This is a genomic window from Streptomyces sp. NPDC047061, assembly GCF_040643955.1.
GTDB lineage: Bacteria > Actinomycetota > Actinomycetes > Streptomycetales > Streptomycetaceae > Streptomyces.
Window position 1 is genome coordinate 400,495 of sequence record NZ_JBEYVI010000004.1, and the last position, 22,874, is coordinate 423,368.

Below are 22,874 nucleotides of genomic sequence, written 5' to 3' on the forward strand. Positions count from 1 at the left end.
AGGCACTGAATCCTCGCGCAAGCTTTCACATACCAACGAGTAGCTCCGATGATGCTACCCGTCGGTAATAAGACGCAACCCCCATCGGGTGAAGTGTGAGAAGGGTCTACCTTCCCGCAGACACCGCGTGTCTCGGTAGGCTTGCGCGCATGTATGGATACGGCCAGCCCATGGACGGTGGGGCCGCTCAGCAGCAGTACGCCTCGTCGCAGCAGCAGATGGCCGGCGGGCTCGGCGGGTACGGCCAGCAGCCGCCGCTCTACCCCGAGCCGTCCCCGCCCTCGCTCGCGGACGCGGTGCGCGCCTTCACCACGGGCCAGGTGACCGCCGAGGACTTCCAGCAGGTCTTCGCCACGTCCAAGGTGTACTGCCCGCGCGGTGACAACCCCGGGTTCCTGGCCCTGCACAACACCCAGCAGCCGGTGATCCCCATGTTCACCTCGCTGAAGGAGCTGCGCCGGTACGCCGGCAAGGAGTCCAAGTACTTCGTGATCACCGGCGCGGAGGTCATCGACCTCCTCCCGACCGGCTACGGCTTCGTCCTGGACATGGAGGGCGAGCACCGGATGGTGTTCGACGCCAAGGCGGTCGAGCAGATGGTGGAATTCGCGATGCGCCGGATGTACGGCTAGACACCGCCCCCACGTTCACTGCCCCCGCAGTCACTGGGGCCGCGTCGCTGCGCCGAAAACTCCGCCCCGATTGTCACAGCCATGCCATAGGCTTCCCCCGGCAGCCGCGCCCCGTGTGCCGTCGGTCTCCCGACGGCCGGGTACGGGCGTCGCGCGGCGCTCTCGTTCTCCCGGTGCCACCGGGATTCCTGTGGGGGGTTTCAGCACTGTGCGTATGCGCAGCACTTCGGCCGCGACGGCGCTCGCGGTCCTTTTCAGCTCTGTCGCGCTGAGTGTCGCGGCGGCCGGTTCGGCGTCGGCGGTCCCCGTCAGCGTCGGTTCCCCCGCGGGCATCGTCGTGGACGCCGCCCTGGGGCGGGTGTTCGTCGGCAACGACACGGACGACAGCATCGTGGCCGCCGACTACAACGGCAACCGCGTCGACTCGGTGAGCGGTATCGACGGCATCTTCGACCTGGCGCTGTCCGACGACGGCGCCACCCTGTACGCGACCGCACGGGTCAGCCACGAGATCGTCGCCCTCGACGCGGCCACTCTGGACGTCAAGGCCCGCTACCCCGTGGCCACGGGCATCGGGCCGCTGTATGTCGCGGTCTCCGCCGGGAAGGTCTGGTTCACCTACGAGGACGACCAGGCGAAGGGGAACCTGGGCTCGATCGACCCGGCGGTGGACCCGGCGACCGGCGCCGATCCGATGACGCTCGGCCTCTTCCCGCAGGACCAGGACCATCAGGTGGTCGGCAGTGCGGCCCATCTCGACACCGACCCGACCGCGCCCGGGCTGCTGGCCGTCGCCACGACCGACTTCAACGACTCGTCCAAGGACCTGATGGCCGTCCTCGACGTCTCCGGTGCCGCACCGCGGCTGACCGCGTGGCACGACGGCAGCTACTCCCTGAACTACGTCAACGACGTCGACCTCGTCCCGGGAGCCGCACAGGTCCTGGTGGACGGCACCGAACGGCACTCCTACGCGGACGGCAGGTTCAGCCCCGCCGGCGCCTACCCCTCCGGGCGGGGCGCCGACATCGCCCCGAACGGCCTGGTCGCCCAGTTCGGGGAGGAGCAGCTGGCGGTCTACCGGCCGAACACGACCGTTGCGGTGCGCACCTACGCCGGGTACACGGCCGACGCCGCCTGGGCCCCGGACTCCTCCCGGCTCTTCGCCCTGGTGTCCTCGTCCGCCGGCTACCAGCTCAGGGTGCTCACCGACCCCACGCACAGCGTCCCGACCCTCACCGTCAACGCGCCGGCGTCCGCGCCCCGCGCCAAGAAGCTCACGGTGACCGGAAGGATCACGGCCACTGTCCCGTTCGCGGCGGGCACCCGGCTGGCCGTCACCCGTACCGACCTGGAGAGCCCGAACGGCAAGCAGCTCGCCGCCGTCACGGTCAAGACGGACGGCACGTACTCCTTCACCGACACCCCGCCGGCCGGCGGCACGGTCACCTACAAGGTGGCCTTCGCGGGCGACGCCGACCACACCACGGCCACCGCCTCCGACAAGGTCACGGTCTCCCGCGCGGGGACGAGCCTGAGCCTGAACAACAACGGCAAGCTGTACAACTACGGCGCCGACGTGAAGTTCACCGCGCACCTGGGGACGACGTACAAGAACCGCTCGGTCAGGATCTACGCGGACCCCTTCGGCGGTGACAAGGGCAAGAAGCTGATCAAGACCGGCAAGGTGGACTCCCACGGGAACATCGCCGCCTGGGTGGACATGACCCGCGACACGGCCGTCTCCGCGGTCTTCGACGGCGACGCCCGCTACGCGCCGAAGACCGTGAAGGCCACGGCGTACGCGCGGGTCAAGATCTCCACCGCGGTCTCCAAGCACTACCGGACGGCGAAGATCGGTTCGACGTCGTACTACTGGTTCCACAAGAACACCGACCCGGTCATCACCACGACGATGACCTACTACCCGGGCCGCGCGCAGCGCTTCGACCTGCAGGTCTACTACCAGGGCTCGTGGCACTCGGCGGACTCCGAGTACTTCCCGGTCGCCTCGAACGGAAAGTCGGCCGTGCAGCTCGGGGCGCCGGGCGAGTCCGGGATCCGGGCGCGGGTGCGGTCGGTGTACGTCAACGGCTCGTCCGGCGACACCGTGAACTCCACGACGTACGGCGCGTGGAAGTACCTCTACTTCAGCAACTGACCCACGACTGATCCACGACTGATCCACCGATCGGGGGATGACGGGCCCGGAGGGAATGTCCTCCGGGCCTTCTCCGTTAGGGGTGGCAGAAAGTTCAACGCTCAACTAAACTGGGCGCACAAGGAGGAGCCAACATGCCTGCAGTGACCGTCGAGAACCCGCTGACCCTGCCCCGGGTGACCGCATCGGCCGACGCCGTGTCCCGTCCCGTGCTCGCCGTCACGACCGCGCCGAGCGGTTTCGAGGGTGAGGGTTTCCCGGTGCGCCGGGCGTTCGCGGGGATCAACTACCGCCACCTCGACCCGTTCATCATGATGGACCAGATGGGTGAGGTGGAGTACGCGCCGGGCGAGCCCAAGGGCACCCCCTGGCACCCGCACCGCGGCTTCGAGACCGTCACCTACATCATCGACGGCATCTTCGACCACCAGGACAGCAACGGCGGCGGTGGCACCATCACCAACGGCGACACCCAGTGGATGACGGCCGGCTCCGGTCTCCTCCACATCGAGGCCCCGCCGGAGTCCCTCGTCGTGTCCGGCGGTCTCTTCCACGGCCTCCAGCTGTGGGTGAACCTCCCGGCCAAGGACAAGATGATGGCGCCGAGGTACCAGGACATCCGCGGCGGCCAGGTGCAGCTGCTGACGACCGCCGACGGCGGTGCGCTGCTGCGCGTCATCGCGGGCGAGCTGGACGGCCACGCCGGCCCCGGCATCACGCACACCCCGATCACGATGATCCACGCGACCGTCGCCCCGGGCGCCGAGGTCACGCTGCCCTGGCGCGAGGACTTCAACGGCCTCGCCTACGTGCTGGCCGGCAAGGGCTCGGTGGGCGCCGAGCGCCGCCCGATCCACCTCGGCCAGACCGCCGTCTTCGGCAGCGGCTCCTCCCTCACCGTCCGCGCGGACGAGAAGCAGGACTCGCACACGCCGGACCTGGAGGTCGTGCTGCTCGGCGGACAGCCGATCCGTGAGCCGATGGCCCACTACGGCCCGTTCGTCATGAACACCAAGGACGAGCTCATGCAGGCCTTCGAGGACTTCCAGAAGGGCCGCCTGGGCACGGTCCCGGCGGTACACGGCATGACGGAATCCGGCCCGGAGGCGTAACCGGCAGCCCCACCCAGGAGGCCTGGCGCAACCAAGCGCCAGGCCTCTCCGCCGCCCGGGCCACGTCCCGGCCGGAGACCTCGCTTCTTCACCGCACGAGCCACTTCCCTTCCCTCTCGACCTCGCTTCTCCACCGCCCAAGCCGCTTCCCTTCCCTCCCGCCCTCGCCGCTCCCTCGCCCGAGTCGCCCCCTCCCCCTCGCCCTCGCCTCTTCATCGCCCGAGTCGTCGTTGCCTTCCCTTCGCCCTCGCTTCTCCACCGACCGAGTCGTCCCCTTCCCTTCGACCTCACCTCCCTATCGACCGAGACGGGTGGTGGGTGGGCGGAGGTTTTGGGGGTTCAGGGGGCGGAGCCCCCTGGTACGGCGGTGGCGGGGGCGTTCACTCGGGAGGGGGTGTGCGGCAGGGCGTTCGTCGGCCTCGCATGGTCCGCTGGACCCGTGCAGCTGTTGCCCGAGCCCGTGCGCCGTTTCGCCGCGTGGTGTGCGGTGCTGCTGCTGGCCGCCGGGGTGGGGTATGTGGGTGTGCGGCTCTGCTCGGAGTTCCGCACCGCGGTGACCCCGGTGCTCCTCGCCCTGCTCGGCACCGCCCTGCTCGGCCCGCTGTACCGACGGCTCGTCCAGGTCGGCGTGCACCGCTCCCTCGCCGCCGGCCTCACCTGCGTCGCCGTCGTCGCCGTCGTCGGCGGTGCCGTCTACATCGTCGTCGCCGCCCTCATCGACACCGGCGACGAGATCGTCTCCTCGCTGAAGGCCGCGGCGAAGTCGCTCGCCCAGCACTTCGGGGCCGCCGGGACCTCCCTCGACGACCTGGCCGGCAACGCGAAGGAGCTGCTCGCCAAGTTCGGCGGGACCGCCGCCTCCAACGTCATCAGCGGGGTGAGCGTGGTGGGAGAGGCTCTCGCCATGGCCGTCCTCGCGCTGCTGCTCGTCTTCTTCTTCCTGCGCGACTCGGACCGGGTCGTCGGCGCCATCCGGGCCGTCGCGCCCGGCTCCAGCGCCGACATGGTCGAGGCCATGGCCCGCCGTGCCTTCCAGGGCATCGAGGGGTTCATGCGCGGCACCACCGTCATCGCGTTCATCGACGCCGTCTGCATCACCGTCGGCCTGCTCGTCCTCCGCGTACCGGGGGCCGTCGGACTCGGCGCGCTCGTCCTGGTCGGCGCCTACATCCCCTACCTCGGCGCCTTCATCTCCGGTGCCGTCGCCGTCCTGGTCGCCCTCGCCGACCGCGGCGTCGTCATCGCGCTCTGGGCGCTGGGCGTCGTGCTCGCCGTGCAGGTGCTGGAGGGGCACGTACTGCAGCCCATGATCCAGAGCCGGACCATGCAGATGCACCCGGCGGTGGTGATGCTGGCGATCACCGGCGGCGCCTCCGTCGCCGGGATCCTCGGCATGCTGCTGGCCGTACCCCTCACCGCGGCCGCCTTCGGGGTCGTACACGAACTGCGCGCCCGCTACGGCACCGGCGAGGCGCCACCGGCCGACCCCGCCGGCTAGGACTTGTCGTTCTCGTACAGCTCGAACCAGATGCTCTTGCCCTGCCCGCGCGGATCGACGCCCCAGGCGTCCGCCAGGACCTCGATCAGGACCAGGCCGCGGCCGGAGGAAGCCAGCTCGCCGGGGCGGCGCTTGTGCGGGAGGTCGTCGCCGGCGTCCGTGACCTCGACCCGCAGGCGGCGCTCGGGAGCCTGGCCGGAGACCTCGGCGAGCAGCAGCGCGTCCGCGTCGGTGTGCACGAGGACGTTCGTGAGCATCTCGGAGACCAGGAGCACGGCCGAGTCGACCTGGTCGGGCGGGCCCCAGTCGTGCAGCAGCTCCCGCAGGTGCTGGCGGGCCTCGGAGATCCGCTCGGGCTCGTCCTGGGCCACCGACAGCAGGGTGCGGCGGATCCGCGGCCGTACGGCCAGCGGCTCGTCGCCGCGGCCGGCGCCCGGCCGGGACAGCAGCAGCACCGCTATGTCGTCCTCGCGGCGGTCGGCCAGCGGCCCGGTGGTGTGGTGGGAGGACGGACCGTGCACGGCCTGGACCAGGCCGTCGGCCAGTTTCTCCAGGTCGTCGTCGTGCTCCTCCATGATCGCCCGGATCCGCTGCCAGCCGCTCTCGATGTCGTGCCCGCCGGTCTCGATCAGGCCGTCGGTGCAGATCATCATGGTCTCGCCGGGTTCGAGGGCGAACCGCGTCGTCGGGTAGTCGGCGTCCGGGTCGATGCCGAGCGGCAGCCCGCCCGCCGTGGGCCGCCGCAGCACCGTGCCGTCGGCCATGCGGATCGTCGGGTCGAGATGTCCCGCCCGGGCGATCTCCAGCACCCCGGTCGCCGGATCAGCCTCGACGTACAGGCAGGTCGCGAAGCGCAGGTCGGCGTCGTCCTCGTCGTAGGTGATCCCGTGCAGGAAACGGGAGGCCCGGGAGAGCACCGCGTCCGGGCGGTGGCCCTCGGAGGCGTAGGCGCGCAGCGCGATCCGGAGCTGGCCCATCAGGCCCGCGGCCCGTACGTCATGCCCCTGGACGTCGCCGATGACCAGGGCGTGCCGGCCGGACGGCAGCGGGATCATGTCGTACCAGTCGCCGCCCACCTGGAGCCCGCCGCCGGTCGGTATGTAGCGGGCGGCCGTGTCCATCCCGGGTATGTCGGGGCCCAGCGTCGGCAGCATGGAGCGCTGGAGGCCGTCCGTCAGCTCCCGCTCCGAGTCGGCGATCCCGGCCCGGGACAGGGCCTGCGCCAGCATCCGGGCCACCGTGGTGAGCACGGACCGCTCGTCCGGGGTGAACGACACCGGGTAGGTGAAGCCCGCCATCCAGGCGCCCATGGTCCGTCCGGCCACCGTCAGTGGCAGGAAGGCCCAGGACTGCCGGCCGAAGCGCTCGGCGAGCGGCCAGGTCACCGGGTAGCGGGACTTGTACTGCTCGGCGGAGGAGAGGTAGACGGCCCGGCCGGTCCGGGCCACCTCGGCCGCCGGGTAGTCGGTGTCCAGCGGCATGCTGCTGAAGGGGCTGTCCTCGCCGATCTGCTGGCCGTGGTGGCCGATCATCATCAGCCGGTCGCCCTTGATCCCGAAGACGACCAGCCCGTCCGGGGAGAACCCCGGCATCGACAGGCCCGCGGCGACCCGCAGCACCTCCTCCGTGGACCGTGCCTCGGCCAGCGCCCGGCCCGCGTCCAGCAGGAACGCCTCCCGGGAACGCCGCCAGTCACCGGTGACCGGATGCTGGACGGCGCTGCCGGGGGTCGGCTCCGTGACCTCCTGGAGGGTGCCGGTCACCCGGTACACGCGCTCCGCGGAGTCGTACACCGGCCGGAAACGGCTGCGCACGGTACGGATCAGCCGGCCCCGCTCGTCCATGACCCGCAGCCGTACCTCCGCGAGGGTGCCCTCGACCGCGGCCAGCCGGGTGATGCTGGTGTTCTCGTTCCAGTCCACGGGATGGAAACGGGACCGGACCAGGGACTCCGACAGGACGGACGCCTCGGGCGGCAGCCCGATCAGCCGGGCCGCCTCCGCGTCCGCGGTGACCAGCCCGGTGGCGGTGTCCCAGTGCCACAGCCCGGTCGCGAGGGCGGCGAGGACGTCCTCCACGGCGGGCAGGGGCTCGCCAGTTCGCATTGCCCCACTTTAAGAAGATGAGATCGGAGAGTGCCACTGTTTCAGGACCGGATTAATGGGTGGGAGGCGATCTTTGCGTGCCCGGTACCCTTGATGGGTCCGGGCCCCATGGCCCGTCCCGGTCGAGGAGAGCACCTCGGCAGACCCCGAAGAAGAGGAACACCCGACGATGCATCGGTACAGGTCCCACACCTGCGGCCAGCTCCGCGCCTCTGACGTCGGTACCGACGTCCGGCTGAGCGGCTGGCTGCACAATCGGCGCGACCTGGGCGGCATCCTCTTCATCGATCTGCGCGACCACTACGGCATCACGCAGCTCGTCGCCCGCCCCGGCACCCCGGCGTACGAGGCCCTGGACAAGCTCTCCAAGGAGTCCACGGTCCGGGTCGACGGCCGCGTTGTTTCACGTGGAACCGAGAACATCAACGCCGACCTGCCCACCGGCGAGGTCGAGGTCGAGGTGAGCGAGGTCGAGCTGCTCGGCGCGGCCGCCCCGCTGCCGTTCACGATCAACACCGAGGACGGGGTCAACGAGGAGCGGCGCCTGGAGTACCGCTTCCTGGACCTGCGCCGCGAGCGCATGCACCGCAACATCATGCTGCGTACGGCGGTCATCTCGGCCATCCGCCACAAGATGGTCGCCCTCGGCTTCAACGAGATGGCGACGCCGATCCTCACCGCCACCTCCCCCGAGGGCGCGCGTGACTTCGTCGTTCCCTCCCGCCTGAACCCGGGCAAGTTCTACGCCCTGCCGCAGGCCCCGCAGCAGTTCAAGCAGCTGCTGATGATCTCCGGCTTCGACCGCTACTTCCAGATCGCGCCCTGCTTCCGCGACGAGGACGCCCGCGCCGACCGCTCGCCCGGCGAGTTCTACCAGCTCGACGTCGAGATGAGCTTCGTCGAGCAGGAGGACGTCTTCCGCCCGATCGAGCAGCTGATGACCGAGCTCTTCGAGGAGTTCGGCAACGGCCGTCACGTGACGTCCCCCTTCCCGCGGATCCCGTTCCGCGAGGCGATGCTGAAGTACGGCTCCGACAAGCCGGACCTCCGCGCCCAGCTGGAGCTCGTCGACATCACCGACATCTTCGAGGGCTCGGAGTTCAAGGCCTTCGCCGGCAAGCACGTGCGCGCGCTGCCGGTGCCGGACGTCTCCGCGCAGCCCCGCAAGTTCTTCGACCAGCTCGGCGACTACGCGGTCTCGCAGGGTGCCAAGGGTCTGGCCTGGGTCCGCGTCGCCGAGGACGGCTCCCTCTCCGGCCCGATCGCCAAGTTCCTCACCGAGGAGAACGTCGCCGAGCTCACCAAGCGGCTCCAGCTGGCCGCCGGGCACGCCGTGTTCTTCGGCGCGGGCGAGTTCGACGAGGTCTCCAAGATCATGGGCGCGGTGCGGGTCGAGGCCGCCAAGCGCGCCGGGCACTTCGAGGAGAACGTCTTCCGGTTCTGCTGGATCGTCGACTTCCCGATGTTCGAGAAGGACGAGGACACCGGCAAGATCGACTTCTCGCACAACCCGTTCTCCATGCCCCAGGGCGGCATGGAGGCCCTGGAGACCCAGGACCCGCTGGACATCCTCGCCTGGCAGTACGACATCGTCTGCAACGGCGTCGAGCTCTCCTCCGGTGCCATCCGGAACCACGAGCCCGACATCATGCTCAAGGCGTTCGGCATCGCGGGCTACGACGAGGAGACCGTCGAGCGCGAGTTCGCCGGCATGCTCCGCGCGTTCCGCTTCGGCGCCCCGCCGCACGGCGGCATCGCCCCGGGCGTGGACCGCATCGTGATGCTCCTCGCCGACGAGCCGAACATCCGCGAGACCATCGCCTTCCCGCTCAACGGCAACGCCCAGGACCTGATGATGGGCGCGCCGACCGAGCTGGAGGAGACCCGCCTGCGCGAGCTGAACATCTCCATCCGGAAGCCGCAGCCGAAGTAAGGCGCACACGCACACAGGCACGCAGAAACAGCACAGCTGACAGCACAGCTGAAGGAAAGGCTCGAAACCGGCGTCGGTTTCGAGCCTTTCGCCTGCGCACCGCGCATTCACAGCTCGCTCCGATGTTCGCACCGGCCCGGCCTTGTCTACGGTCCCTGACCATGACAGACACCCACACCCCCACAGATGCTCAATCCCCTGAAGAGAGAAGGAAGTTGGCCCGCCGTACCGTCCTGGCGGCGAGCAGCGTGGCCGTGACCGCGGTGGGCGTCGGCAGCGCCTTCGCGGCGACCGACGGCACCACCGACGCGGCGACCGGCACCAGAACCGAGGCCTCGCCCTCGGCCTCGGAGGGCGCCTGCTACACGCTCACCTCCGAACTGGTCGAAGGCCCTTACTACATCGACGCCGACAAGCTCCGCCAGGACGTCACCGAGGACCAGGCGGGCATCCCCCTGCACCTCACCCTCAAGGTGATCGACGCGGAGACCTGCAAGCCGCTCCGGAACGCGGCCGTGGACATCTGGCACTGCAACGCGTCGGGCGTCTACTCGGGGTACGAGTCGTCGGGCAGCGGCGGCGGTGGCGGCGGCACCCCGCCGACCGGCGAACCACCCACCGACGCGCCGACCGGCACGCCCAGCGGGCCCCCGCCCGGCGGTGGCGGCGGCCACCAGGAGCCGACCGACGACACCCGCTACCTGCGCGGCACCTGGCACACGGACCGGCACGGCCACGTCACCTTCAAGACCGTCTTCCCCGGCTGGTACCAGGGCCGGTGCGTCCACATCCACGTCAAGGTGCACGTGGACGGCGAGTGGACGGACGCCGGTTACGAGGGCGGCCACACCTGCCACACGGGCCAGCTGTTCTTCGACGAGAAGTCGGTCCTGCTGTCGGCCGAGGTGGAGCCGTACGCGAGCAACACCACCACCCGCACCACCCTCGACGAGGACACCATCTACCCGGACAACGGGCACGAGGGCGGCCTGCTCTACCTCAGGTACGACCGCCACCACATCGCCCGCGGCGTCCGCGGCCATCTGACGCTGGGCGTCGAACCGGACGAGACGAACAACGGCTGACGCCGACAGCGGTGAGGCCGGCGCCCGGGGTTCGGGAAGAGAGGTCCCGGGCGCCTTCCGCGTGTGCGGAGTGTTCAGATCACCGAGAGCAGTCCGTCGCCGCCCAGCAGGGTGAGGGCCGCCTGCGTGAGTCCGACCCCGTGCGCGGTGATGACGCGGCTGCCGGAAGCCGTCGGCCGTGCGGAGCCGCCGGGGAAGACCCAGACGGCGCCGGTGGCGGCGTTCTCGTAGGCCGCACTGACGAACAGCTCCGGCCTGCCGTCCTTGTCGATGTCCCCGACCGAGACCGTCGTACCGAAGAGGTCGTCGGTCTCGGAGGCACCGGGGACGCCCGCGGTGTCCTGGGAGAAGGAGTACGAGCCGGTGCCGAGGGCGCCACTGCGGCGGCCGGGGACCACGGTCACCTGCCCCGCCCGGCTCTTGGCCAGGCTCTCGAACGGCGAACCGATCACGATGTCCGCGAGGCCGTCTCGATTGAGGTCGGCCACCGCCAGCGACCCGCCGAAGTCGTCGCCCTTCTCGCTCGCGCCGGGAACACCCGTGGTGTTCTGCGTGATCTGGACGGGCGTCGTGGTCGTCGTGACACCCGCGGCGGAGCCGTACCAGACGAGGACGCGGCCGCCCAGCGCCCCGTCCACGCCCGCCTTCTCCGGCTCGTCCGGGTCGCCGGCCACGAGGTCGGCGTATCCGTCGCCGTCGATGTCGCCGGAGGCCAGGATCAGGCCGTTGCCCTTGAGCGCGTAGCCGTAGGCGGGGTTCGTGTAGACCTCGCCGCCGCTCAGGCCGCTCAGCCGGTCCGTGGCCGAGGCCACGTCGGGTACGTCGTCGCCGTTGAGGTCGCCGAGCGCGACGGACATGGGGGACGCCGTGTCGTCGTTGTACACGACGGATCCGAACGAGCCCGTCCGGGTGAACGGTCCGCCGAAGTTCACGGTCGCGTCCCCTCCGGCGACCACCACCCGTGTCTTCGCCCCGGCGCCGAGGCCGAGCGCGGCGACGTCCTTGCCGTAGTGCTCCGGGGAGGACGACGGCGACGGCAGGTCCGTACCGCTCGCCAGCCCGCTCCTGCTGCCCCAGAGCACGGTCACCGCACCGGAGTCGGTGCCCTTCGAGGTGTCCTCGTCCGGGGTTCCGACCACCAGGTCCGCATAGCCGTCCCGGTTCAGGTCGGCGGTGGCGGTGGCGGCGCCGAAGGCGTCGTAGGTCTCGCTCGCGCCCGGCACGCCGGCGGTGTTCTGGGTGATGGTCTTGCGGCGGCTCGTCGACAGCCCCGAGGCGGAGCCGTACAGCACGACGACCGCGCCCGCGCCCTCCTTGCCGGACACGTTCGCGCCCGGCGCGGGCAGGACCGCGTCACGGTAGCCGTCGCCGTTGAAGTCGCCGGGCACGGCGCCGTGTACGGCGGCCGCCGGGACGGCCGGCAGCAGGACGCCGCCGACCAGAGACGCGGCCACGAACGCGGCCGCACCCCATCTGTGCATGAGTAACCCCCCTGGATTCCCCGACTGTCAGGTGTCGTACCGGCCGTCCCAGGGCTCACCGAAGCCCAGGTGGTCCGGGTAGAGCTCGGCCCACCCGCCGTCCTCGTCGTCCTTCGCGACCAGCCCGAAGAACACACCGTCGACGGTGAGCTGGAACGGGCGTATCGCGATGTCCGTGTACGTCCGCCGCGGCAGGCTGCGCAGCATGCCCGCCAGGTGCGCGCGGGCCCGCGCCAGCACCGACCCGGTGCCGTCCGGATCGAGCTGCTGCTCGGCCCAGCTGCCCGCGCACCAGATCTCCGAGTCGCGGTAGTGCCCCTCGGCGTCGAAGAGATGCAGCACCGCGTACAGCCGCTTCTGCTCCTCCCAGCCCTCGTCGAGCCGGAACCCCTCGGGGAACGCGTAGGTGACCGACGCCAGGAACTGCCCGCCGGTGAAGTGACCGATGGCCTCGGTACGGCCGTGGGGCTCGTAGGCGATCGGGATGAGCTCAGGTGCCATGGCGAAACCATACGGAGGTGTTGTGGACATGCGAAGGTCGGGGCAGGCCGGTGCCACCCGGCGTTCTCTCCGGCCGGGGATCGGCTGCTTGCGTCAACTTTCGCCGCCCGACCCCGGGAAGGGCACCACACCGCAGAAATATTCACGGCAACTTTTGCGATCTCCACAACGACAGAGGAGTGAGGCCCGCTCCGGCGGGCCCGTCCCCAGCACTTCGGACGTATGTAAGGACTCCCCTGTGGCCTCTGTCTCTCACCGTCGGTCCCTCCGTAAGCGTCGTGTTCTCGTCGTCTCCGCCGCTGTCGTGGCCGCCGGGGTCGGTGCCGGTGCGCTCGTGCTGAGCGCGAACGCCACGTCGGCCGTCGACCTGTACCACCGGACGCTCGCCGTCAAGGACGGCTGGGCGTCGTCCGGTTCCGGTACGACCGGTGGTGCGAAGGCCGACGCCGCGCACACCTTCACCGTGGCCACCCGTGCCCAGCTGGTGAAGGCGCTGGGTTCGGCGAGCGACACCACCCCGCGCATCATCAAGGTCAAGGGCACCATCGACGCCAACACCGACGGCAGCGGCAAGAAGGTGACCTGCGCGGACTACGCGGCCGGCACCGGGTACTCGCTGAGCGCCTATCTGAAGGCGTTCGCCCCGTCGACGTACGGCCGTTCCAAGCTGCCCTCCGGCAGCCAGGAGACGGCGCGGGCCGCCGCGCAGAAGAAGCAGGCCGCGAACATCGTCTTCAAGGTGCCGGCCAACACCACGATCGTCGGCGTCCCCGGCACCAAGGCCGGCATCACCGGGGGCATGCTCCAGATCCAGAAGGTCGACAACGTCATCGTCCGCAACCTGACGTTCTCCGACACCGAGGACTGCTTCCCCCAGTGGGACCCGACCGACGGCGACGACGGCAACTGGAACTCCGAGTACGACGCGGTGACGCTGCGCGGGGCGACGCACGTGTGGGCCGACCACAACACGTTCACCGACGCCGGGCACTTCGACAGCCTCAACCCGAAGTACTACGGCCGTGAGTACCAGGTCCACGACGGCGAACTCGACATCACCAAGAGCTCGGACCTGGTGACCGTCGAGCACAACCAGTTCACCAGCCACGACAAGACGATGCTGATCGGCAGCAGCGACAGCGAGCCGAGCGGCAAGCTGCGCGTCACGCTCCACCACAACATCTGGAAGGGCATCGTCCAGCGCGCCCCGCTCACCCGCGTCGGCCAGGTGCACCTCTACAACAACGTCTACGACGTGACCCCCCTGAACGGCTACGCGCTGCAGTACAGCATCAACTCGCGCGCCAAGGCCCAGGTCGTGGCCCAGAACAACTACTGGACCGTGCCGAGCTCCGTCAAGGTCTCCAAGCTGCTCAGCGGCGACGGCACCGGCTCGGTCGCGGGCAGCGGCAACCTCGTCAACGGCACGGCCACCGACCTCGTCGCCGCCTACAACGCCGCGAACTCCAAGAAGATCAAGAAGACGGTGAACTGGACCCCGACCCTGACGGCGGGCCTGGAGAGCAGCGCGAAGAACCTGCCGGCGGAGCTGGCGAAGACGGCGGGGGCGGGAGTCCTCAGCTGACACGCACCGCGCATCGGATGGGTGAGGGCGACCGGAGGCCCTCACCCACGGTCGATAGCACTGCGTCAGATGGATGATGCACCGGGCCTGCGAAGCAAATAGCCCCACACAGGGCCGAAGCTTTCATCCTCCGGTGGGAGGGTGTCCGACCAGTTGCGCTTCTCGATGGGCGCCAGCAGGGACTCAAGGGTGCACGACCAGGCCTCGCACAGGGAGCGCAAAAAATATCCGTCCAGGTCACTCGACATCCGCCACCACCTCTTCTGCCAGGTTGCCCGGGTGTCGTTGCTCGCGGACTGATAGGCGGTGTCGCGGGTCTCCGTGTAGGGGAAGACCTCGAACAGGGGAGGGCCGGGGTACTTCTCGCAGATGAGGATCCAGCTGTCGGGGAGCCGCACCCGCTGCCAGGAGAGGTAGTGATAGACGCCTGGTGGTCGGGTGTTCCAGGCGAGGGGGGCGCCGACGGCCAGGAAGATCTGGTCATGCCGCGCGGCCCACTCGGCGATGTCGCGGGGGCGCATCGAGCCCTGTGAGGTGAGAGCGAATGCCACGTCGTCGGGGAGTGTGTTGAACGCTCGGTACAGGATGCCGGCCAGTTCCAGCTGCAGCGGTTCGCCGAACTGCTCCGTATCGCGCAGCTGTTGTACCTGGGCCCGTATCCACTGACGTACCTGTTCCTGGTTGGCGATCAGGTCAGCTCGGTCCCTCGAGGCACGGTTCGGCCGCCCGCCGAGGTATCCGACGAAGGGCGTTGCCTGGTCGGCCAGGAAACCATTGACCGTCACGATTCCCCGGTAGCGGTGACCACCTCGGTAGTACACGCTGTTCCAGAGCGTGGCCAGTCCGATACGGGCTCCGGAATCGTCCAGCACCTCGGTGGCCCGTGCGGCGAACTCGTCGCGCATCTCCAGGCGCTGCTTCTCCTCCCCGATGCTCCAGCTGTCGATGTCGGCCGGGTAGAGACGGTCGAAGACCTGCTCCGGGGAAGCAGCGGTCAGGGAGAACGGGGCGAGGGTGTCACCCGTGGCCGAGGCGGGCTCATGGGTGTGGATGGGAACCGAGTTCTCCAGGACCAGGCGCTGGACCAGCTGGCTGAGCCGGTCGTCCTCAGTGCGGTACAGGAGGCCCAGTGTGTCGTTGGGACTCTTCTTCAAGGTGACACGTACCGTCGTGCCCTCGGCCACCCAGCCTTGCGTGGGCATGGGCGTGAGCAGGGGGCGGTGCGTGGGTCCCCCGAAGGTAAGGCGCCGGGCGTCCTGGACCGAGGCGTCGTAACGGCGGGTGATCAGTTCCACGTGGTCGCCGAGCAGGAAGACCGAGAAGAAGCCGATGCCGAACCGGCCACTGGGCTTGAAGCCGCCGCTGGCCAGTCCGGGCAGGCGGTTGCGGAGGCCGGGGGAGCTCCAGCCGCTGTTGCCGAAGTCCAGCAGGTTATGGGTGAGCGTCTCCTCGTCCATGCCCACTCCGTTGTCACGCACTTCCAGGAACCAGGAACCGCTCGTCTCGGTCAGCCGGATTTCGATCCGTCCGTCGGTGAAGTCCGGCTGCAGAGCCTGGCGGGCAAGGATGGCATCCTGGGCATTCTGAACGAGTTCACGTAGCCCGACTTCGGGTTCGTTGCCGTAGAGCTGCTCTCCGCCCAGGCTCCTGACCAGGGCGGGGACGTCGGAGACCTTGATGGTCGCGTCGATCGGGCGCCAGCCTTGCACCGGAAAATGCTCGGCGAAGCGCTCGGGGGAGTCGACTCCGGCGACGGCGCGGGCCGCGAGCCGGTTCTTGCCCAGGTCGTGCAGGAGGGCGTCGACCGCTTTCAGCTCCTGGTCGATACCGCGCAGATAGTCGAGGGCCAGCCACCAGGAGGATGCGTCTTCCGGAAGGAAGGGCCGCTGTGAGGTGTACGTGACGCGGTCGCCGTTCAGGTCTGGGCGCCCGGTGTAGGTCTGGAAGCGCCAGTGCTCGCGGGAGGACTCCTGCGGATTGCGGAGCGCGAACAGCAGTGTGGGAGCGCGACGGCCGTCGATCTGGGCCGCGTCCGCCAGCCGTAGGATGCAGGCCAGCTTGAGCGGATCGATGGTCCAGTCGCGTGACTGCCACGGCCATGAGTTCAACCTGCGGCGGAACTCGTCGGCGAGTCGGTCCACCGGCCACCAGTGACTGGCCGCAAGGCTGCCGATCAGCGGACCGTACGCCTCCCGTAACCGGACGTCGTCGATGAGGTAGATCTCGTTGCCCGCGCTGGATCTCCAAGCCTGATCCACCAGTCGGCGTGCCTGCTCGGCGTGTGATTCACGGATCGCGGTGACACGGCAGGCGGCGGCGATCTCAGCAGTCGGGGAGTCGAGTTGATCCTGGTCCGGCCAGCATCCCTCTTGACGGTAGTAGGCCACGGACAGCAGGTCGCGCCATCGCTCCTCGCCCAGAGCTGCAGGTACGCCTGTCGAGTATGCGGCCTCCCCCATCGCCGCATCGTGGAGCACGAAGGCGCAGCCCAGCACGTAGGCTTCTGCGGGATTGAGCGTCACCTCCTTTCCGCAGACGAGATCGGCCGTCTCCCACAGGGCGTCCACGTGACTGATGTCGTGCACGGTGAAATCGGGCATGCTGCGAGCGTTTTCCTGAAGCAGCGTGGCTGCTTCCTGCCGCAGTTTCAGATACGACGTACGCAACCGCTCGCGCTGTTCGGAGTGAGGGTCGTCACCCGGGCACGCGGCAAGGGTGCTGTGCCATAGAAACGTGCTTGTGTAGTCGTGCTCGGACACCTGGGACGATCACCTCATTGCCGGCAGGAGGAAGAACGCGGCGATCAGCCACATCGTGATCACCGAGACGAGGATGAAGAGCAGCACGTAGGTCTCGTACCAGCGCAGGAAGTTGCCAGGGCGGGGGCGTTTGCGGAAGCCGGGGCCGACGATCTCGTCGGTGATGTCGCACTCTTCGTTGCGATAGTCGAGCCAGTTCATCGCACCCACCACGATCAGGGTGCTGGTGAACGCGGCGACTACGGTGACGAGGGCGAGTAACCCGATCACTCCGCCGCGTGCGGTGGCCGGTGCCAGGTCCCACTTCCGATAGCCCACGAAGAGGGCAAGAGCCGCACTGACCAGTGCCGTGGCGAGCGTCTGGTAGAGGGCGAGGAAGCGGTACGCGTTCTCGTTCACCGCGTGGATCTGCTGAAGGATGTACCGGTACCGCTCCAGCGCGAACTCGTTCCGGACCGAAGCCGTTTCCGGCCTGGTCTCCCCCGGTGCCGCCATTGCCCCCCACCTGTCCGATTCAGCAGCATAGGCAACTCACGGCTGCCGGGCTCCAGTTTCGCCCACACTCGTGGGCCGGGCCAGGGTGCCGCAGCGCCCGCCGTCGTGGGTCACGACTCCCACGCGGAGACCACCTCTCGTGCTCCCCACACCAGTCCGACTGCGCCGGCGGTCACCGCGGACGTTGTCCCGGACAGCGACACGACGGCCAGGCCGGTGGTCCCGGGGCTGAAACCGGGGATCTCCACGGCACCTTGCGCGAGGGCGTTCAGATCGCGCTGATCGAAGGGTGTGGCCAGCCACTTCACGGATCCCGCGAAGAAGATGGTTCCTGCCACCGGGGCGCGGTCGGCGCCGACGAGGTCGATCTCCGGTGCGAACCGGCGGTTCCACCAGCCGCCGACGAACTCCGTGTCGGGCCAGGGAAAACTCCCCGCGGCGGCGGCGAGTTCCAGCGCCTCGCGGATCAACGGTTCGACGGCCCGGCCGCGCCAGGCGGCCCAGCGTCGCTCGACCACCTGGTACGCCGCTTCGGGGCGACCGCGGCGGGACAACTCCTGCGCGGACCTCATGGCAGCCAGATAGAGACGGAGATTGCTGTCGGCCACCCGGTAGAGGGCGGGTTTGCCGGGCTTCGCCGACAGAGGGGCGTCCAATGCCAGAATCCGCTTCTCCTCGGTGAGACGGCGCAGCAAGGGTGACAGGACCCCTGAGGGCAGCGCCCCGCTCTGGCTGCCCGCCGTCGCCGCGATGTTGGCGTGCGTACGGTCGCCGCTGCCCACCGCCTCCAGTACACGGCGGGCCTGGTCGGGTGCCGGGAACTCGGCCAGCAGGGCGGCCTCCGGCACACCGAACAGGGGAGAGGCAGGGTCGGCGCACTCGGATCTGATGAAATCGAGTGCGGGAGTGCCGTGCGGCCAGGCACGCAGAATTCCGGGCAGACCACCGGAGACGAGGTGCGCGTCCAGGGCGTCGGCCGGGGCCAGTCCCAGCGCGTTCCCCGTCTCGGCCGGGTTGAGGGGGCCGAGGACCAGACCGTCGGCACGCCCGTAGAAGGGACGGTCGTAGGCCGTGAACCGTTCCATCATGTGCAGGTCACTGCCGAGCAGGAGCAGTAGGACGGGACGGGCGGACAGCAGTCGGTCCCAGGCGGTTTGCAGTGCGCCGTCGAACACGGGGTCCTGTTCGGCGAGCCAGGGCAGTTCGTCGAGTACGACGATGCTGGGTGCGTCGGGCAGCAGGGTTGCGAGGACGCGGAAGGCGTCGGGCCAGTTGGTGGGTGCTGTCCTGGGCACGAGTTCCGGGTCGGAGGGAAGCGAGGACTCACCGAGTTCTGTCATGAAGGCGGCGATGCCTTCCAGAGGCGAGGCGCCCTTGGTCGCGGTGAAGAAGACGTACGGGCGGCCTGCGCGGTCGCAGAATTCCTGGACGAGCCGGGACTTCCCGACTTGCCGCCGCCCTCTTATGGCGACCGCGGCTCCGGCCCCTTGCCTCTCGACCCGGTCGAGCCGCTTGGCCAGTAGGGCGAGTTCGGCGTGACGACCCACGAAAGGAGCGGGCATGGGAGCCTCCGGCACTTTGGTATGTCCTGGCTACATAGATTACTTCTACATAACGCGGACGGTCGTTCGGGCAGAGGCCGTGTCGGTGGGCGCGCGAGTTGAGAAGATCTTCGGCCCGGCTGTCACACACGCGGTGACGCTCGCGTCAGAGAGGTGTCCGACACCTTGTGGTGAGGGGAGCCTCTCATGCGTATCGCTCACGTCGTCGTCACCGTTGTCGCGGCCCTGCTGGCCGGGTTCTCCGGAACCGTGCTGCTGATGCGGGCCGACTGGATCGTCAAGGCGCTGACCGACTACCGGGTGCCGCCGGCCTGGTGGACCCCGCTCGGGCTGGCCAAGGCCGCCGGTGCGGTCGGCCTGCTGGTCGGGCTGGCCGTGCCGGTGGTCGGGGTGCTGGCGGCCGTGGGGCTGCTGGTCTACTTCACCGGGGCCGCGATCACCGTGGCCCGGGCGAAGTGGTACTCGCACATTCCGTTCCCGCTGGTCTACGCCGCGCCGGTGGCCGGAGCGCTGGTGCTGGGCCTGCTGAGCTGACGGCGGCCGGGGGAGCTCAGTCCTGGGGGGACTTGGGCTTCGCGCGGTGGACGCGGCGGCGCAGGGCCGGGCCCAGCCGGACCATGAGGCGCTTGTCGATGCCGGTGACCTGGCGTTCCACCGCGGACAGCCGCTTGGTGGCGGCGGCCAGTTCCTTGCGGAGGGCGGCGAGCTCGCGGGTCGTCTCGGTCGCGCGCTTCTCGGCGGTGGCCAGCCGGGTGCGCAGCTCCCCGTTCTCCCGGGCGTGCCGGTCGGCCTTGGCGTCGGTCGCGGTGATCCGCTCGCGGAGCCGGCTGATCCGGTACCGCAGCTGGCCGTCGTCGCCGCCGTCCCAGACCGGCATCGACGCGGGCAGGTCGAGGGCGGCCAGCCGGGCGTCGAAGGCGGCACCGCCGTCGCCGTGGGTGTACGTGTTCGGGAGGCCGTTGCGGTCGAGGAAGGCGATCATGCGCTCGAAGCGCTCGCCGTGTCCCTTGACCATGGCGGAGAAGTCGGCGTCCTGGTAGAGGTCACGCGGGTCGGTGGCGGCGGCCAGCTCGGTGAGCGGGCGGTGCGGGATGTCGAAGTAGCGGCACAGTTCGAGGGTGCGCGAGTCGTGGGTGAGGACGACGCTCGGGGTGCCGGCCAGCAGGGCGGCCACATTGCCGTGGATACGGGTGCCGTACGCGAAGTCGTAGCCGCGCAGTTCGTCGATCCAGGTGGCCGGGTCCAGCGGCATGCGGACCTTGTCCTCCTGGAACAGGGCGTGGCTGAGCTGGAGCGGGAAGGGGTCCGTGTGCCCGGACTCCGGGGAGGTGTCGCCCCACAGCAGCAGTTCCGCGTCGACGGTGTTCTGCGCGTAGTAGGTGAGGTGGGGGTAGCGCTCCCAGGCGTGCCGGGCGATGCCCGCTATGTCGCCGACGGGTATCGCGTCCGGGGAGAGGTTGAGGGCGATGCGTGAGTCGGGGCACGGCTCGGTGGCCCGGATCTCCGGGAAGGTGTCGCCGTACAGGAACATCGACGGGCAGCCGATGATGTCGACGTCGTGGAAGCCGAGGCTCCTGAGGTAGTCCGAGGTCAGCTCGCCGCGTACGCCGATGGAGGCGGAGCGGTCCAGGACCGCGCAGGCGAAGCGGCGGACCGAGTCCGCCATCGGGTTCAGCCACGTGGTGTCGTAGTCCGCGGGGGCCTGGGCGCCGACGCCGAACACCACGACCGGGATGGTGAGCTGTTCGACGAGCGTCGTCAGCCGGTCCAGGGAGGCCTGGAAGGCCGGGCGGAAGGCGTTGGCGAGCGGGACGACGAAGACGTCGTACTGCTCGTTGATCTCCGCGGCGCGGCGGGCCGAGGGGTCGGTGCGGATGCCGTTGGACGTCACCTCGGTGTCCGGGGTGGTCAGCATCTTGTGCGCCGAGTCGCTGAAGAGCAGGTTCCCGGTGTTGGTCCCGATCAGGTCCTGGTGGATGAACTCCGCCGGTGTGGCGACACGGAAGGGGCTCTTTCCGGAGCGGATCAGGATGCGTTTCACGAACGGCACACTATCCCGCAGGTAAACGTGAGGTGAAGGAGGAGTAAGAGGCTGATTGGTCTCTTACCTGAGACATGCCCCACGCCTGGACGGCGGAGGCCCGGCGGGAGGGGGACCTCCCACCGGGCCTCCGGTGGTGTGTGCGCGGGCGTCGGACGGCGTCAGGCGTCCGTGCCGCCGAAGCGCTCCTTGTACGTCTCCAGGTCCTCGTCCGTGAGCTTCGCGAACAGCACCGGGGGCACGGTGAAGGGGGTGCCGGCCGGGACGGAGGCCAGTGCCTTCGCCTCGTCGGCGGTGACCCAGGTCGTGGTGTCGTCGGCCAGGGCGAACGCCTCGCGCATCGTCTTCGCCGTCGCCGGGATGAAGGGCTCCGAGACCACCGAGTAGAGGTGGATCAGGTTCATCGCCGTGCGCAGGGTGAGGGCGGCGCCGTCCTTGTCCGTCTTGATCTCCAGCCAGGGGGCCTTCTCCTCCAGGTAGGAGTTGCCGGCCGACCACAGGGCGCGCAGGGCCGCGGCGGCCTTGCGGAACTGGAGGGACTCCATGTGGGACTCGTACTCGGCGAGGAGCGCGGCGATCTCCTCGCCGAGCCTCGCCTCCGCCTCGCCGGGCTCGCCGCCGGCCGGGACCTCCTCGCCGAAGCGCTTCTTCGAGAAGGACAGGACGCGGTTGACGAAGTTGCCGAGGGTGTCGGCCAGGTCCTTGTTCACCGTCGCCGTGAAGTGCTCCCAGGTGAAGGACGAGTCGTCCGACTCGGGGGCGTTGGCGATGAGGAAGTACCGCCAGTAGTCGGCGGGCAGGATGTCGAGGGCCTGGTCGGTGAAGACACCGCGCTTCTGCGAGGTGGAGAACTTGCCGCCGTAGTACGTGAGCCAGTTGAAGGCCTTGACGAAGTCGACCTTCTTCCACGGCTCGCGGACGCCGAGCTCGGTGGCCGGGAACATCACCGTGTGGAACGGGACGTTGTCCTTCGCCATGAACTCCGTGTAGCGGACGGTGGTGTCCACGTCGTACCACCAGGACTTCCAGTCCCGGTTCTCCGGGTCCTGGTCCGACCACTCCTTCGTCGCGCCGATGTACTCGATCGGGGCGTCGAACCAGACGTAGAAGACCTTGCCCTCGGCGGCCAGCTCCGGCCAGGTGTCGGCCGGGACGGGCACGCCCCAGTCCAGGTCACGGGTGATCGCACGGTCGTGCAGGCCCTCGGTCAGCCACTTGCGGGCGATCGAGGAGGCCAGCTGCGGCCAGTCGTCCTCGTGGCGGGAGACCCACTCCTCGACCTCGTGCTGGAGCTTGGACTGGAGGAGGAAGAGGTGCTTGGTCTCGCGGATCTCCAGGTCCGTGGAGCCGGAGATCGCCGACCGCGGGTTGATCAGGTCGGTCGGGTCCAGGACGCGGGTGCAGTTCTCGCACTGGTCGCCGCGGGCCTTGTCGTAGCCGCAGTGCGGGCAGGTGCCCTCGACGTAGCGGTCCGGGAGGAAACGGCCGTCGACCGGGGAGTACACCTGGCGGATCGCCCGCTCCTCGATGAAGCCGTTCTCGTTCAGGCGGCGGGCGAAGTGCTGGGTGATCTCGCGGTTCTCGGTGCTGGAGCTGCGGCCGAAGTAGTCGAACGCGAGTGCGAAGCCGTCGTAGACCGCCTTCTGGGCGTCGTGCGCCTGGGCGCAGAACACGTCCACCGGGAGGCCCTGCTCCTTCGCCGCGAGCTCGGCGGGGGTGCCGTGCTCGTCGGTCGCGCAGATGTAGAGGACGTCGTGGCCGCGCTGGCGGAGGTACCGGGAGTACACGTCCGCCGGGAGCATGGACCCCACCATGTTGCCCAGGTGCTTGATCCCGTTGATGTACGGAAGGGCGCTGGTGATGAGGTGTCGAGCCATCGGGGGCTGCTCCCAGGTCGGTCTGTTGCTGCTATTGCGAACCTTGA

At 69.4% G+C, this 22,874-nt stretch carries 16 protein-coding genes; 8 read left to right on the top strand and 8 right to left on the bottom strand.

Annotated features, from left to right (window positions below):
- Positions 1–149: 149 nt before the first annotated feature.
- The 4 genes from ABZ887_RS10320 (at position 150) to ABZ887_RS10335 (ending at position 5,403) form a co-directional block, all read left to right on the top strand.
- Positions 150–632 carry an SseB family protein gene (locus ABZ887_RS10320; RefSeq protein ID WP_217545867.1) on the top strand — a complete coding sequence of 161 codons (483 nt, stop codon included), beginning with the start codon at positions 150–152 and terminating at the stop codon, positions 630–632.
- 214 nt (positions 633–846) lie between these two features.
- On the top strand, positions 847–2,793 hold the full coding sequence (locus ABZ887_RS10325) for an Ig-like domain repeat protein (RefSeq protein ID WP_361285579.1): 1,947 nt from the start codon (positions 847–849) through the stop codon (positions 2,791–2,793).
- Between the two features lie 134 nt (positions 2,794–2,927).
- Positions 2,928–3,905, top strand: coding sequence for a pirin family protein (locus tag ABZ887_RS10330; protein ID WP_361285582.1), 978 nt, complete (start codon positions 2,928–2,930; stop codon positions 3,903–3,905).
- Positions 3,906–4,344: 439 nt separating this feature from the next.
- Positions 4,345–5,403, top strand: a complete 1,059-nt coding sequence (locus ABZ887_RS10335; protein WP_361285585.1) for an AI-2E family transporter — start codon at positions 4,345–4,347, stop codon at positions 5,401–5,403.
- On the opposite strand, the gene ABZ887_RS10340 is transcribed toward ABZ887_RS10335, so the two are convergent.
- On the bottom strand, positions 5,400–7,508 hold the full coding sequence (locus tag ABZ887_RS10340; RefSeq protein WP_361285588.1) for a SpoIIE family protein phosphatase: 2,109 nt from the start codon (positions 7,506–7,508) through the stop codon (positions 5,400–5,402). The genes ABZ887_RS10335 and ABZ887_RS10340 overlap by 4 nt on opposite strands.
- A gap of 169 nt (positions 7,509–7,677) precedes the next feature.
- Here ABZ887_RS10340 and aspS point away from each other — a divergent pair, with 169 nt between their 5' ends.
- Both aspS and ABZ887_RS10350 read left to right on the top strand, forming a co-directional pair.
- Entirely contained in the window at positions 7,678–9,441 is a 1,764-nt protein-coding gene (gene aspS / locus ABZ887_RS10345; protein WP_361285591.1) for an aspartate--tRNA ligase, read from the top strand.
- A 161-nt stretch (positions 9,442–9,602) separates the two neighbouring features.
- Complete coding sequence (locus tag ABZ887_RS10350; RefSeq protein WP_361285594.1) at positions 9,603–10,526, top strand: intradiol ring-cleavage dioxygenase; 924 nt, start codon at positions 9,603–9,605, stop codon at positions 10,524–10,526.
- Between the two features lie 74 nt (positions 10,527–10,600).
- Here the strand turns inward: ABZ887_RS10350 and ABZ887_RS10355 are convergent, their stop codons facing one another.
- Both ABZ887_RS10355 and ABZ887_RS10360 read right to left on the bottom strand, forming a co-directional pair.
- Positions 10,601–12,007: a VCBS repeat-containing protein gene (locus tag ABZ887_RS10355; RefSeq protein WP_361285597.1), complete on the bottom strand. Its 1,407-nt coding sequence runs from the start codon at positions 12,005–12,007 to the stop codon at positions 10,601–10,603.
- Between the two features lie 27 nt (positions 12,008–12,034).
- Positions 12,035–12,508: a hypothetical protein gene (locus ABZ887_RS10360; RefSeq protein ID WP_361285600.1), complete on the bottom strand. Its 474-nt coding sequence runs from the start codon at positions 12,506–12,508 to the stop codon at positions 12,035–12,037.
- Between the two features lie 238 nt (positions 12,509–12,746).
- On the opposite strand from ABZ887_RS10360, the gene ABZ887_RS10365 reads away from it, so the two are divergent.
- A complete protein-coding gene (locus ABZ887_RS10365) occupies positions 12,747–14,093 on the top strand; it encodes a polysaccharide lyase family 1 protein (RefSeq protein ID WP_361285603.1) in 1,347 nt (448 codons plus the stop codon).
- 65 nt (positions 14,094–14,158) lie between these two features.
- Here ABZ887_RS10365 and ABZ887_RS10370 read toward each other — a convergent pair whose 3' ends face one another.
- The 3 genes from ABZ887_RS10370 to ABZ887_RS10380 all read right to left on the bottom strand — a co-directional run bounded on the left by ABZ887_RS10370 (position 14,159) and on the right by ABZ887_RS10380 (position 18,909).
- The gene (locus ABZ887_RS10370) at positions 14,159–16,852 is read right to left on the bottom strand and encodes an ATP-binding protein (RefSeq protein ID WP_361285606.1); all 2,694 of its coding nucleotides are present in this window, start codon (positions 16,850–16,852) and stop codon (positions 14,159–14,161) included.
- A 9-nt stretch (positions 16,853–16,861) separates the two neighbouring features.
- A complete protein-coding gene (locus ABZ887_RS10375) occupies positions 16,862–17,347 on the bottom strand; it encodes a hypothetical protein (protein WP_361285609.1) in 486 nt (161 codons plus the stop codon).
- A 110-nt stretch (positions 17,348–17,457) separates the two neighbouring features.
- Positions 17,458–18,909: an ATP-binding protein gene (locus tag ABZ887_RS10380; protein ID WP_361285612.1), complete on the bottom strand. Its 1,452-nt coding sequence runs from the start codon at positions 18,907–18,909 to the stop codon at positions 17,458–17,460.
- A 186-nt stretch (positions 18,910–19,095) separates the two neighbouring features.
- On the opposite strand from ABZ887_RS10380, the gene ABZ887_RS10385 reads away from it, so the two are divergent.
- Entirely contained in the window at positions 19,096–19,443 is a 348-nt protein-coding gene (locus ABZ887_RS10385) for a DoxX family protein (protein WP_361285615.1), read from the top strand.
- Positions 19,444–19,459: 16 nt separating this feature from the next.
- Here ABZ887_RS10385 and ABZ887_RS10390 read toward each other — a convergent pair whose 3' ends face one another.
- Entirely contained in the window at positions 19,460–20,950 is a 1,491-nt protein-coding gene (locus tag ABZ887_RS10390) for a polysaccharide pyruvyl transferase family protein (protein WP_361285618.1), read from the bottom strand.
- Positions 20,951–21,111: 161 nt separating this feature from the next.
- Positions 21,112–22,827, bottom strand: coding sequence for a methionine--tRNA ligase (metG, locus tag ABZ887_RS10395; RefSeq protein ID WP_361285622.1), 1,716 nt, complete (start codon positions 22,825–22,827; stop codon positions 21,112–21,114).
- Between the last annotated feature and the right edge of the window lie 47 nt (positions 22,828–22,874).

Excerpts from the sequence above, each read along its gene's own strand:
- ABZ887_RS10320 (WP_217545867.1), top strand. The coding sequence starts at position 150 with ATGTATGGATACGGCCAGCCCATGGACGGTGGGGCCGCTCAGCAGCAG.
- ABZ887_RS10325 (WP_361285579.1), top strand. The coding sequence starts at position 847 with ATGCGCAGCACTTCGGCCGCGACGGCGCTCGCGGTCCTTTTCAGCTCT.
- ABZ887_RS10330 (WP_361285582.1), top strand. The coding sequence starts at position 2,928 with ATGCCTGCAGTGACCGTCGAGAACCCGCTGACCCTGCCCCGGGTGACC.
- ABZ887_RS10340 (WP_361285588.1), bottom strand. The coding sequence starts at position 7,508 with ATGCGAACTGGCGAGCCCCTGCCCGCCGTGGAGGACGTCCTCGCCGCC.
- aspS (WP_361285591.1), top strand. The coding sequence starts at position 7,678 with ATGCATCGGTACAGGTCCCACACCTGCGGCCAGCTCCGCGCCTCTGAC.
- ABZ887_RS10350 (WP_361285594.1), top strand. The coding sequence starts at position 9,603 with ATGACAGACACCCACACCCCCACAGATGCTCAATCCCCTGAAGAGAGA.
- ABZ887_RS10355 (WP_361285597.1), bottom strand. The coding sequence starts at position 12,007 with ATGCACAGATGGGGTGCGGCCGCGTTCGTGGCCGCGTCTCTGGTCGGC.
- ABZ887_RS10360 (WP_361285600.1), bottom strand. The coding sequence starts at position 12,508 with ATGGCACCTGAGCTCATCCCGATCGCCTACGAGCCCCACGGCCGTACC.
- ABZ887_RS10375 (WP_361285609.1), bottom strand. The coding sequence starts at position 17,347 with ATGGCGGCACCGGGGGAGACCAGGCCGGAAACGGCTTCGGTCCGGAAC.
- ABZ887_RS10380 (WP_361285612.1), bottom strand. The coding sequence starts at position 18,909 with ATGCCCGCTCCTTTCGTGGGTCGTCACGCCGAACTCGCCCTACTGGCC.
- ABZ887_RS10385 (WP_361285615.1), top strand. The coding sequence starts at position 19,096 with ATGCGTATCGCTCACGTCGTCGTCACCGTTGTCGCGGCCCTGCTGGCC.
- metG (WP_361285622.1), bottom strand. The coding sequence starts at position 22,827 with ATGGCTCGACACCTCATCACCAGCGCCCTTCCGTACATCAACGGGATC.